Below are 11515 nucleotides of genomic sequence, written 5' to 3'. Positions count from 1 at the left end.
CAACCAACAATCCCCCCAAAGGAGAACTGCCAGTCCGGGGTATAAATCAATTTGGCACTGGCTTATCAAGCACCCTGTTGAGTTCTCAAAGAACAACCACACACCATCCAGAAGCCCCACCCAGTAGAACCCCCATCCGGGGCAACCTCTCTAACTTACCCGGCCCGATCTTCGCTGTCAACCTCGTATCCGAGGTGATCAACTTGGTTCGGCCCGATCCACGCTGACGCACGCCGTATCCGGCGGTCGTTTCTGTCGTGGGAAGCGGCAGACCGGCCGATCACCGCTCTCGCGGCCACCCGCCCGGCTCCCTGCCGGCTTTCGAACTCTACCCGGTCGGCTTCGCGATCGCAACCCCGTGTCTTCCGGAGTCACCCGCCCCGCCCGGTCCAGGCTCGTGTCAGGCTACAACCCGACAGACCCTGGAGCCATTCCCGCGGTTCCGGCCTTCGGACTTTCGCCCGTTTCGTCCGTTCCCCGCTGACAGAGAGAAAGTTACGTGAACGCCCGGGAGAAGGCAAATCAACGGCCGTCAGTGGATCTTCGTAACGGCGCCGCCGAGCCGTCGGCCGGGTAGACAACCCCGCAGCAGGCATCCGCCGGCGGTCCCGCCGTGCCAGAGTGTCTGGCATGGATGACGTGTCAGGTCGCCCGATAGCTCCGCTCGCCGAGGAAGCGCTGCTCGGGCTCCTGCTGCCCTTCTGGCAGTTGGTCATCGGCGCGTTCGTGCTCTTCGTCGTCCTGGTGTCGCTCGGGCGGCTCGCCCGACGGGGCCCCTCCCGGATGACGACCGCCCTGCTCATCACCGCCGCGGCGATCGCCGGCTTCACCGTCGTCGGAGTACTCCTGGAGAGCTGACCGTCCTCACAGCCGCCGGTTCGCGAGGCTCGGCAACTCCGCCCTGATCGTCCGTAGCCGGTCCAGGTCCAGGTCGCCGACGGCGAGCCCCGGCCCGTCCGGCACCTGGCTCAGCACCGTCCCCCACGGGTCCACCACCATGCTGCGCCCGAAACAGGTCCGTCCCGGCTCGTGGTCACCGGTCTGGCCGGCTGCCGCCACGAAGCACTGGTTCTCGATCGCCCGGGCGCGCAGCAGGACCTCCCAGTGGTCCCGCCCGGTGTGCATCATGAACGCCGCGGGGACGACGAAGAGTTGCGCGCCGCCCTCGGTCGCGAGCTGCCGGTACAGCTCCGGGAAGCGCAGGTCGTAGCAGATCGACAGGCCCACCCGCAGGCCCTCGACGTCGACCACCACGGGTTGCTCCCCCGGCGCCACCGTCGCCGACTCCAGGTACGACACCCGGCCCGGGATCTCCACGTCGTACAGATGGATCTTCCGGTAGCTGGCGGCGAGGGCGCCCGTGCGGTCGAAGACCAGCGACGTGTTCCAGGTGTGCTCCGGATCGGGACCCGCCTCGTGGAAGGAACCGGCGACCACCCAGATGCCGAGCCGGCGAGCCACGGCGGCGAAGAACTCCCCCACCAAGCCGTCCACCGGCTCGGGCTCCGGCATGCCCTTCGCCGGGCCCAGGTAGTCCACGTACTCGGGGAGGACGGCGAGGTCGGCGCCGGCCGCCGCGGCCCGGGCCAGCAGGGCCTCGGCGGCGGCGAGGTTCGCCGCCCGGTCGTCGCGGGCGTTGAGCTGGCAGACGGCGACGCGCATGGGGTTCAGCGTACGGACGGGCGGCGATCGACGACAGGGCTCAGAGGCTCGCCAGGACCAGCGCGCCGGCGGCGAACCCCAGACCGGCGACCTGCGCAGGCCGGAGCCGCTCCCGGTCCACGGCGAGCGCGAGGAGCACGGTGCTGGCGGGGTACAGCGCGGCGATCGCCGCCACGATGCTCAGGTGGCCACGGCTCGCCGCCGCCAGGTAGAGCGCGTTCGCCGCGGAGTCCAGCAGGCCGGCCGCTGCGGCCCAGCCGAGCACCCGGGGCCCGAGCCGCAGGCTCACCCCACTCCGCGCGGCCAGCGCGAGTCCGAAGCCGATCGAGCTGACCCGTACCGCCAGGACGGGCCACATGCCGGCGTCCTCGTCGGCCTGGCCGAGGAGGGCGAAGAAGACGCCGAAGAGCGTGCCGGCGCCGAGGGCCATGCCCACCACGCGCGGTGACACCGCCCCGGAGACGCCGCCCTCCCCGAGGCTGACCAGGGCGATGGCCAACACGGCGAGGCCGGCGCCGCAGAGCGCGAGGGTGCCGGGCGAGTGGGCGGTGACCAGTCCGGCGATGATCGGCACCAGGGCGGCCGTGATCGCGGTGATCGGCGCGACGACTGCCATCATCCCGCCGGCGAGGGCGCGGTAGAGCAGGACCACGCCGGCGGCGCCGGCCACCCCGGCGAGCAGGCCCCAGGCCAGGTCGAGGCGGTGGGGCGTGCCGGGCACCACCAGTACCAGCGCGAGCAGCAGGGGGACGCTCAGCAGCTGCGAGACCACCGTGACGGCGATCGGGTCGGCGCGGCGGGACGCCTTTCCGCCGGAGAAGTCGGCCGTGCCGAACGCGACCGCGGACACCGCTGCGAGCACAATGGGGAACATCCAGATGTCGTACCACAATATTAACCGCGAAGGATAGTGTGATGACCGACGCCAGTGCCGGGCGGGTGAGCGCGGTGACCTCCGCCGTCGCGCGGCAGGTCCGCGAACTGCGCGCCGCGCGCGGCTGGTCCTTCGAGGAACTGGCGGGACGGTCCGGGGTCAGCAAGGGCATGCTCGTGCAGATCGAAGGGGCCCGGACCAACCCGAGCATCGGCACCCTCTGCCGGGTCGCGGACGCCTTCGGAGTCAACATCGCCCACCTCCTCGAGCCGGCCGAGGAGAGAACCGTGCGGATCACCGCCGCCGGCGAGGCGCCGGTGCTCTGGCGGGGCGAGCACGGCGGGGCCGCCCAACTGCTCAGCGGCCTGGGCGAGCCGGACCTGGTCGAACTCTGGGACTGGCGGCTGCAGCCCGGCGAGACCCACCACTCCCCCGACCACCCCCGCGGCACACGGGAGGTGCTGCACGTCCTGACCGGCACGGCGACGGTCGTGGTCGACGGCGTCGCGCACGTCGTACGGGCCGGGGAGACGATCGAGTTCCACGCCGACCGGGGGCACGGCTACCGCAACGCCGACGACGAGCCGGTGCGGCTGGTGATGGTGGTCGTCACCCCGTCGGGCGAATGGGACCGGCGGACCCGCTCACGCCGACCGCGCCCGGAATGACCCCGGGCGCGGTCGGTACGGAGATCAGGCGGACTTCTCCTCGCGGTCCCGACGAGCCCGGCGACCGGTGAACTCGCGGGGCACGATCGTCGGATTGACGTTCTCCAGGACCACCTCGCGGGTGATCAGCACGCGGGCGGCGTCCGGGTTGCTCGGCACCTCGTACATCACGGAGAGCAGGACCTCTTCCATGATCGCCCGGAGGCCGCGGGCACCGGTGCCGCGGAGCATCGCCTGATCGGCGATGGCCTCCAGCGCCGGGGGCTCGAACTCCAGCTCGACGCCGTCCAACTCGAAGAGGCGCTGGTACTGCCGGACCAGGGCGTTGCGCGGCTCGGTCAGGATCCGCACCAGCGCGCTGCGGTCGAGGCTGCGCACGTTGGTGATCACCGGGAGCCGGCCGATGAACTCCGGGATCAGCCCGAACTTGAGCATGTCCTCCGGCATGACCTGGCTGAAGATGTCGTCGGTCGACCGCTCGGAGACCGACCGGAGCCGGGCGCCGAAGCCGGTGCCGCCGGAACCCGTCCGGGCCTCGATGATCTGGTCCAGCCCCGCGAAGGCGCCACCGCAGATGAACAGCACGTTGGTGGTGTCGATCTGGATGAACTCCTGGTGCGGGTGCTTCCGCCCGCCCTGCGGCGGCACGTTGGCGACCGTGCCTTCGAGCATCTTCAGCAGCGCCTGCTGGACGCCCTCGCCCGAGACGTCCCGGGTGATCGACGGGTTCTCCGACTTGCGGGCGATCTTGTCGACCTCGTCGATGTAGATGATCCCGGTCTCGGCGCGCTTGATGTCGTAGTCCGCGGCCTGGATCAGCTTGAGGAGGATGTTCTCCACGTCCTCGCCGACGTAGCCCGCCTCGGTGAGCGCGGTGGCGTCGGCGATCGCGAACGGGACGTTGAGCATCCGCGCGAGGGTCTGCGCCAGGTGGGTCTTGCCGCAGCCGGTCGGGCCGAGCAGGAGGATGTTCGACTTGGCCAGCTCGACGGCGTCGCTGCCGGAACCCGGCGCGCCGGCCGCCTCGGCCTGGATCCGCTTGTAGTGGTTGTAGACCGCGACCGCGAGCGCCTTCTTGGCCTGGTCCTGGCCGACCACGTAGTTGTCGAGGAACTGGCAGATCTCCATCGGCTTGGGAAGCTCTTCCCACTTCACCTCGCCGGACTCGGCCAGCTCCTCCTCGATGATCTCGTTGCAGAGATCGATGCACTCGTCACAGATGTAGACCCCGGGGCCCGCGATCAACTTCTTGACCTGCTTCTGCGACTTGCCGCAGAAGGAGCACTTCAGTAGGTCGCCGCCGTCACCGATCCGTGCCACCTACGTTCTCCCTGCACTCGTCGGCCGGAACGCCGGCCCTGACCTGCGGGCGCCGCGCGCCCGTCCGTCTGTGTAGCCCCGCCGGTCCGACCCAGCGAAGCGGTACAGACCCGACGTTACCCGCTGGCGGAGGTTTCTCCGACCCCCAAAACGGGTGTGTCAGAGGTCGGCCGGGAACTCAGTCCACGGCCGACCTCCGACCCGGTGGTGCTCAGCTGCTGGCGTGCGCCGCCAGCAGGCCCTTCTTGCGGCTGGTGAGAATCGTGTCGACCAGCCCGTACTCCTTGGACTCCTCGGCCGTCATGATCTTGTCCCGGTCGATGTCCTTGCGGACCTGCTCGATCGGGCGGTTGCAGTGCCGGGAGAGCATGTCCTCCAGCTGGGTCCGCATCCGCAGGATCTCCCGGGCCTGGATCTCGATGTCCGAGCCCTGACCGTAGCCGCCCTCGGTGGCCGGCTGGTGGATGATGATCCGGGAGTTGGGCAGCGCCATCCGCTTGCCCGCGGTGCCGGCGGACAGCAGCACCGCCGCCGCGCTCGCCGCCTGGCCCAGGCACACCGTCTGGATGTCCGGCCGGACGTACTGCATGGTGTCGTAGATCGCCGTCATCGCGGTGAACGAACCACCCGGCGAGTTGATGTACATGATGATGTCGCGGTCCGGGTCGGTGCCCTCGAGCGTCAGCAGCTGGGCCATCACGTCGTTGGCCGACGCGTCGTCCACCTGGACGCCGAGGAAGATGATCCGGTCCTCGAAGAGCTTGTTGTACGGGTTCGACTCCTTGACCCCGTACGACGTGCGCTCCACGAACGAGGGGAGCACGTAACGGTTGTGCACGGCCGCGAACTGGGGCGGCAGGCTCAGATCGGTCATCGTCAGCTCCTCAGCTCAGGGTCCCGGCGCCATCCGGAACCTGGGCGGCCCCGATGATCACCTTGTCGATGAAGCCGTAGTCCAGGGCCTCCTGGGCGGTGAACCAGCGGTCCCGGTCCGAGTCCGCCTCGATCTGCGACTGACTCTGGCCGGTGTGGAAGGCGACCCGATCCTGGAACATCCGCTTGGTGTAGAGCATCTGCTCGGCCTGGATCGCGATGTCCGACGCGGTGCCGCCGAGGCCACCGGACGGCTGGTGCATCATGATCCGCGCGTGCGGGAGGGCGTACCGCTTGCCCTTGGTGCCCGCGCAGAGCAGCAGCTGGCCCATGGAGGCCGCCATGCCCATCGCCACGGTCGACACGTCGTTGTCGATGAACTGCATGGTGTCGTAGATCGCCATGCCGGAGTAGACCGAGCCACCCGGCGAGTTGATCCAGAGGTTGATGTCGCGGTCCGGGTCCTCCGCCGCGAGCAGCAGCAGCTGCGCGCAGATGCGGTTGGCGACCTGGTCGGTCACCTCGCTGCCCAGGAACACGATCCGCTCCTTGAGCAACCGGTTGTAGACCGAGTCGTCGAGGTTGCCAATGGTGTCGCCACCGCGGGCCTCGATCGCCCGGAGCGGCTTCGCTGGGATGTGCATGTCGGTCATGGCAGCCCTTCGCTCTCCGTACCGTCCTACCCGACACTAACCGCTCAGCCGGGGGGCGTACTCCCGGTCGGGGCACTGTTCGCTCTCAGCGCAGTTGTCCTGAAGACGTACCCCGGAAAGGGTTTCGGCCGCCGCCCACCGCGAACGCAGCGGACGGCGGCCAACCCGGTCGATCAGTGCTGGTGGTCGTGCTCGGCCTCGTTCGCGGCCCGCAGCGCGTCGAGGGTGACCTCGTTGCCGGCCGAGTCCTTGATCTTGATCTTCTCCATCACCGAGGCGAGCGCCTTGCCGCGACGGACGTCGCCGAAGACGGCCGTGGCGGCGCCGGAGCGGACCAGCTGGTCGTAGTACTGCTGCGGGGCCATCCCGGCGCGCTGGGCGCGGTGGACGATCTCGTGACCGAACTCGTCGTCGGAGACCTGGACGTCCTCGGCGTCGGCCAGGGTGTCCAGCAGGAGCTGGATCTTGACCCCGTCGGTCGCCGCCTCGGTCAGCTCGGCGTCGATCTGCTCCTCGGTCTTCTCCTCGGCGGCGAGGTACTCCTCCAGGGAGGCGCCGATCCGCTCGAGCTGGTCGACCATGGCGGCCTTGCGGCTCTCGACCTCCTCGCGGACGACCCCCTCCGGGGCCGGCACCTCGGCGGCGGCGACCATCTGCTCGAGGGCCTTGTCGCGGGCCGCGTAGATCTGCTCGACCTGCTTGCCCCGGGTGACCCGCTCACGCAGGTCGTTCCGCAGCTCCTCGATGGTGTCGAACTCGCTCGCCATCTGAGCGAAGTCGTCGTCCAGCTCCGGCAGCTCCTTCTCCTTGACGGTGCGCACGGTCACCGCCACCTCGGCGTCCCGGCCGGCGAAGTCGCCGCCCACGAGCTGCGTGGAGAAGGTGGTGCTGTCGCCGGCGGCGAGGCCGACCACGGCCTCGTCCAGACCCGGCAGGAGCTGCTTGCTGCCGACCTCGTGCGAGATGTTGGTCGCCGAGCCGCCCGGCACGTCCTCGCCGTCGACGGTGGCGTTCAGGTCGATCTGGACGTAGTCGCCCTCCTGGGCGGCCCGCTCCGCGGTCTTCAGCGTGGCGAACCGCTCCCGCAGACCCTTGACCTGCTCGTCGATCTCGCTGTCGTCGACCTGGATCTCGTCCACGGTCACCTCGATGGTGGCCGGGTCCGGCAGGGTGATCTCCGGGCGGACGTCCACCTCGGCGGTGAAGTTCAGCGAGTCACCGTCGTTGAACTCGGTGATCTCGACCTCCGGGCGACCCAGGGTCTTCAGGTCGTGCTCGCGGACCGCGGCGAGAATGTTCTGCGGGATGGCCTCCTGCACCGCCTCGTTGAGGACGGTGCCCCGGCCCACCCGCTGGTCGATCACGGCGGCCGGCACCTTGCCCCGGCGGAAGCCGGGCACCTGCACCTGCGAACCGATCTCCCGGTACGCCTTCCTGAGGCTCGGCTCGAGCTCGACGAACGGCACCTCGATGGCGAGCCGCACGCGCGTCGGGCTCAGAGTCTCGACGGTGCTCTTCACAGGCGTACTCCTTGACGGATCTCAGTTGAATCTGGGCGTGTTTGCGCGCATCGAGTGTAGGCGAGCCGGCAGTCTGCTTCGGCAGCGCCCGGGTACCGCGCGGAAAATCGGCGGTTCCCGGGCGACCCGGCCGCGGACGACAGTCGGGGTGGCGGGATTTGAACCCACGGCCCCTCGCTCCCAAAGCGAGTGCGCTACCAAGCTGCGCCACACCCCGTGGCGACGAGAAGTGTATGCCGTCGGCGCCCACCGGACGTCCCGGGGCCGCATCGACCCGCCGCCCCGGTCACGGGGCTCCCGACGGGCGGGCCTCGCCGCCCACCGCGGCAACAGGCGGGAAACGGTGGTCTCCGAGCGCCGGGAGGCCGCTGTCTGCCGCAGGTCGTGCGGATCTCGGCAGGGCGCCGGGCGCTTCGGCGGCGGTACGGGCGGTACGGCGCTGCGCGGGCGGGACGGGTATTGGGTAGGCTGTCGGCGCGTCTCGTCACCGCGGGGCGCTCGCGGGCGTAGCTCAATGGCAGAGCTTCAGTCTTCCAAACTGACGGTGCGGGTTCGATTCCCGTCGCCCGCTCCACCCACGAAGGCCCAGGTAGACCGCATGATCGCGGCACCTGGGCCCTTCCATTCTCCCCCATTTGGGATCTTGCGTGCCATCCGCGTGCCATTGGTTCCCTAACGGTCGCTCTGCTGGCACGATCGCTGCTGTGGAGTGGTGGCACGCCTCGCTAGCCGATGTGCGCACGACGGCCAAGGCGGAATGCGGCCGCCGGGGCTGGCCGTGGCAAGAGCCAGTGCGAGTGAGCCGTAGCCTCTCTGGATTCAGGGTCTGGACGAATCTCGGGGTAAGGGACAACAACCCCTGGTTCCTCCTAGACAGGGACGGCCGAATCGTCAAGGCCGGGTACGCCAGGCGAAGACCAGCGGATCGGTAGGGCAGCTCCGAGACTGGCGTCACGCCTGGCCGCCTCCTGCCCGCCGAGTCGTGGTGGCAATCCGGCGATCGATGGCGAACGCGATCTCGCGGTCGCGCTCGCTGGTGGCGTGCTGGTAGATCAGGGCGGCGCGCATGGTGGCGTGTCCCATGCGGTGCATGAGCTCCCGGGTGCTGGCCCCCGCTGACGCGGCGAGCGTGTTGCCGGTGTGGCGTAGGTCGTGGAAATGGAAGCCAGCCAGGCCCACCGAGGCGACCGTCTGGGTCCATCTGACGGCGCGCCCGAAGTTGCCGGAACGCAGCGGCGCCCCTTCGCGCCGGTGAAGACGAGGGCCTCTGGGCCGTCGTTGGCGTACTCGGCCAGGTGCTCGCGCAGTGACTCAACCGCGGCCGCCGGCAGCGCGACGACCCGGACCCCGGCGGCCGACTTGGGCGGCCCGAACTCCAGACGATCCTTCAGCGCTGCCAGCTTGCGGGGCACCCGCACGGTCGCGGCGTCAAGGCGGCCCGCAAAGCGGGCCGCGCCGGCCCGGCCCCGGCCTGCTGGCGACCTCCGGCCGGCATCGGCCGGGCCGGCCGGCCACGCTTGGGGACGACCAGGACCTTGAAGACCTCGGGGCTCCGCCCCGAACCCCGGCCCTCCTCAGAGATCGGCCGCGGATCACCTCGCCGGGCACCACAAGGGCTACCAGCCTCCCCGGCCGGGGCCAAGGTCGTTCGTCCGGTAGGGCGCTCCACCTTGTCCCCGTCCGGGGAGGCTGGACGGTCTACGACTGCCCGACGAGGAGATCCGCACATAGCGCCCTAGCGAATGCACGTGAACAGCGGCTGGTCGGCGCCGAGAAAGACGCTGTTGCCCAACTCGTCGAACGGTGCCGCAGGGGCATACCGCTGGGCGAAGAGCACAGCGCTTTGCTGGGTAGCTTCGTGCGCCCTGACGAACACTGCGTCCTTGCGCTGCCCATCAAGCGTGAGGTAGCCGTCCCACGCGAGGGTGCAGCGATCCGCGTCGACGACCTCGGCAAGATGCTTCTCGCCGGCTGTCTTTGAGTCTTCGTACGTGTCGGTGACGAACCGGACAAGCTCCCGGCTGTCGCCACGCTCGATGATCGCGAAGGGAAGAATCGGGCCGCCGTCTGTCACGCGAACGCGAGAGATGGCGAGGTCGAGCGTTGTATACGCCAGGTCCAGCAGTTCGGTGCTGAGCTCTTCGAAGTTCATCCCACCTAGCCCACCAGCTCGTGCGCCACGTGAATCATCCTGCGCCCGCCACATCCAATCAGCAGGCCCCGGGTCCCGTACAGCCATGCGTGCCATCCACGTGCCAGTAGCCGGTACCCAGGACGGTCACCAGGGGGCACGAACAGTCATCCACGACCTTCCTCGACCTGGCCCACCAGGGCCTTGTCGGCCGTGATCTTCGTCCTTCCAAACTGACGGTGCGGGTTCGATTCCCGTCGCCCGCTCACCCAGATGGCCCAGGTCGGACGAGTGCCCGACCTGGGCCAATTTCATGTCCGCTGCTCGGGCCGGCCGTGCCATCCGCTCGTCAGTCCCGCTGGAGCACCAGGCCGTTGCCGGCCCGCTTCGACGGAAGGCGCGCAGGGCCCTCGTCCAGGTGACGCACCCGTTTGCGCATGCATCGACCATGGTCGGGCGCGGCGGCGCGGGCTGCGTACGATGCGGGGCCGGACATCCCGCTCGTCAGGTGGAGGTAGCGACCGATGTCAGGCCAGCAGGACGGCTTCGCCCTCGGCGTCGACCTCGGCACCTCGAACACGGTGGCGGTGCTGCGCCGGCCGGACGGGCGGACCCGGCCGCTGCTCGTCGACGGGCAGCCGATCCTCCCCTCCGGCGTGTACGCCGACGCGGACGGCCAACTGCACGTCGGCCGGGACGCCCAGCGGCTGGCCCAGGTCGACCCGGACCGGTACGAGCCGAACCCGAAGCGCCGGGTCGACGAGGCGGCGGTCCTACTCGGTGACCGTCGACTCTCCCCCGCCGAACTGCTCGCCGCGGTCCTGTTCACCGTCGCCGAGGCGGCGGTCGGGGCGGTCGGCTTCCTGCCGCCCGCGGTCGTCACCTGCCCGGCCACCTGGGACGCCGACCGGCGGCAGGTGCTCGCCGACGCGCTGGCGCTGGCCGGCTGGCCGTCGGCGGCCGAACACACCATGTCCGGTCCCATCCCGCCGGGGACCCGGCTGCTGCGGGAGCCGGTGGCCGCCGCCCGGTACTACACCGAGGTGCTGCGCCGGCCGGTGCCGGTCGGGGACGCCGTCGCCGTCTTCGACTTCGGCGGGGGAACCCTCGACGTGGCCCTGGTACGCAACGAGGGCGCGGACCCGTGGGGCGACTCCGGCTTCACGGTCGTCTCCTGCGGCGGCCTCGACGACCTGGGCGGCCTGGACCTCGACGCGGCCCTGGTCGAGCTGCTCGGCGAGCGGATCGCCGCCGCCCACCCGGCCGAGTGGGCTCGGTTGACCCAGCCGCAGAACGCCACGCAGTGGCGGGACCGGCTCCGGTTCCTGGAGAACGTCCGGGGCGCCAAGGAGATGTTGTCCCGCGCCACGGTGGCGCCGGTGGCCGTGCCGGGGGTGGAGGCGGCGGTGCCGCTGACCCGGGAGGAGCTGGAGGGGGTGGCGACACCGCTGCTGCGCCGCGCGGTCACCGAGACCCGGCGGGTCGTCTCCGCCGCCGGGCTGACCCCCGAACGGCTCGCCGGCCTGTTCCTGGTGGGCGGCTCGTCCCGGATCCCGCTGGTGGCCCGGCTGCTCCACGCCGAGTTGGGTGTCGCGCCGACCGTGCTGGAGCAGCCGGAACTGCCGGTCGCCGAGGGCGCGCTGACCGACCTGCCGCTGCGCCGCACCGGCGCGACGCCCGTGCCGCGGGTCCCGGTCCCGGACTCCCCCGACGGCGGCCCGACCCCGCAGCTTCTCGGCGCCGGGGCGCCGGCCACACCGCTTGCCGGCCCCGCCGGGGCCCCGCCGCTCGGCCCCGCGGGCACGGTCCCCGCC

The 11515-nt window shown here is 70.5% G+C and carries 11 protein-coding genes and 2 tRNA genes; 4 read left to right on the top strand and 9 right to left on the bottom strand.

Annotation, left to right across the window (positions count from 1 at the left end; translation table 11 throughout):
* Positions 1 to 630: 630 nt before the first annotated feature.
* Positions 631 to 858: a hypothetical protein gene (locus DKT69_RS26950; protein ID WP_109804303.1), complete on the top strand. Its 228-nt coding sequence runs from the start codon at positions 631 to 633 to the stop codon at positions 856 to 858.
* Between the two features lie 6 nt (positions 859 to 864).
* Here the strand turns inward: DKT69_RS26950 and DKT69_RS26945 are convergent, their stop codons facing one another.
* Together DKT69_RS26945 and DKT69_RS26940 are read right to left on the bottom strand one after the other, a co-directional pair.
* Entirely contained in the window at positions 865 to 1662 is a 798-nt protein-coding gene (locus tag DKT69_RS26945; protein ID WP_109804302.1) for a carbon-nitrogen hydrolase family protein, read from the bottom strand.
* Positions 1663 to 1702: 40 nt separating this feature from the next.
* Positions 1703 to 2536, bottom strand: coding sequence for an EamA family transporter (locus tag DKT69_RS26940; RefSeq protein WP_109804304.1), 834 nt, complete (start codon positions 2534 to 2536; stop codon positions 1703 to 1705).
* A gap of 41 nt (positions 2537 to 2577) precedes the next feature.
* Here DKT69_RS26940 and DKT69_RS26935 point away from each other — a divergent pair, with 41 nt between their 5' ends.
* Entirely contained in the window at positions 2578 to 3204 is a 627-nt protein-coding gene (locus tag DKT69_RS26935) for a helix-turn-helix domain-containing protein (RefSeq protein WP_109804301.1), read from the top strand.
* Between the two features lie 24 nt (positions 3205 to 3228).
* On the opposite strand, the gene clpX is transcribed toward DKT69_RS26935, so the two are convergent.
* The 5 genes from clpX to DKT69_RS26910 all read right to left on the bottom strand — a co-directional run bounded on the left by clpX (position 3229) and on the right by DKT69_RS26910 (position 7787).
* Complete coding sequence (gene clpX / locus DKT69_RS26930) at positions 3229 to 4524, bottom strand: ATP-dependent Clp protease ATP-binding subunit ClpX (RefSeq protein WP_109804300.1); 1296 nt, start codon at positions 4522 to 4524, stop codon at positions 3229 to 3231.
* Positions 4525 to 4735: 211 nt separating this feature from the next.
* Positions 4736 to 5398 (bottom strand): ATP-dependent Clp protease proteolytic subunit, encoded by a 663-nt coding sequence (locus tag DKT69_RS26925; RefSeq protein WP_109804299.1) that lies wholly within the window; start codon positions 5396 to 5398, stop codon positions 4736 to 4738.
* Positions 5399 to 5408: 10 nt separating this feature from the next.
* Positions 5409 to 6050, bottom strand: a complete 642-nt coding sequence (locus DKT69_RS26920; RefSeq protein ID WP_109804298.1) for an ATP-dependent Clp protease proteolytic subunit — start codon at positions 6048 to 6050, stop codon at positions 5409 to 5411.
* A 173-nt stretch (positions 6051 to 6223) separates the two neighbouring features.
* Positions 6224 to 7570, bottom strand: a complete 1347-nt coding sequence (tig, locus tag DKT69_RS26915) for a trigger factor (protein WP_109804297.1) — start codon at positions 7568 to 7570, stop codon at positions 6224 to 6226.
* Positions 7571 to 7713: 143 nt separating this feature from the next.
* Positions 7714 to 7787: transfer RNA gene (locus tag DKT69_RS26910), tRNA-Pro, on the bottom strand.
* Positions 7788 to 8070: 283 nt separating this feature from the next.
* On the opposite strand from DKT69_RS26910, the gene DKT69_RS26905 reads away from it, so the two are divergent.
* Positions 8071 to 8144, top strand: a tRNA-Gly gene (locus tag DKT69_RS26905).
* Between the two features lie 377 nt (positions 8145 to 8521).
* Here the strand turns inward: DKT69_RS26905 and DKT69_RS39175 are convergent.
* Together DKT69_RS39175 and DKT69_RS26895 are read right to left on the bottom strand one after the other, a co-directional pair.
* A complete protein-coding gene (locus DKT69_RS39175) occupies positions 8522 to 8803 on the bottom strand; it encodes a tyrosine-type recombinase/integrase (RefSeq protein WP_201749879.1) in 282 nt (93 codons plus the stop codon).
* Positions 8804 to 9305: 502 nt separating this feature from the next.
* The gene (locus tag DKT69_RS26895; RefSeq protein WP_109804296.1) at positions 9306 to 9722 is read right to left on the bottom strand and encodes a hypothetical protein; all 417 of its coding nucleotides are present in this window, start codon (positions 9720 to 9722) and stop codon (positions 9306 to 9308) included.
* Positions 9723 to 10225: 503 nt separating this feature from the next.
* On the opposite strand from DKT69_RS26895, the gene DKT69_RS26890 reads away from it, so the two are divergent.
* On the top strand, positions 10226 to 11515 hold a 1290-nt coding region (locus DKT69_RS26890), incomplete at its 3' end, for an Hsp70 family protein (RefSeq protein WP_146231219.1).

Origin of the sequence: Micromonospora sicca (assembly GCF_003172935.1) — a bacterium.
Classification (GTDB): domain Bacteria; phylum Actinomycetota; class Actinomycetes; order Mycobacteriales; family Micromonosporaceae; genus Micromonospora; species Micromonospora sicca.
Note: the sequence above shows the minus strand (reverse complement) of the source record. Positions and strands in the feature narration are given on the sequence as shown.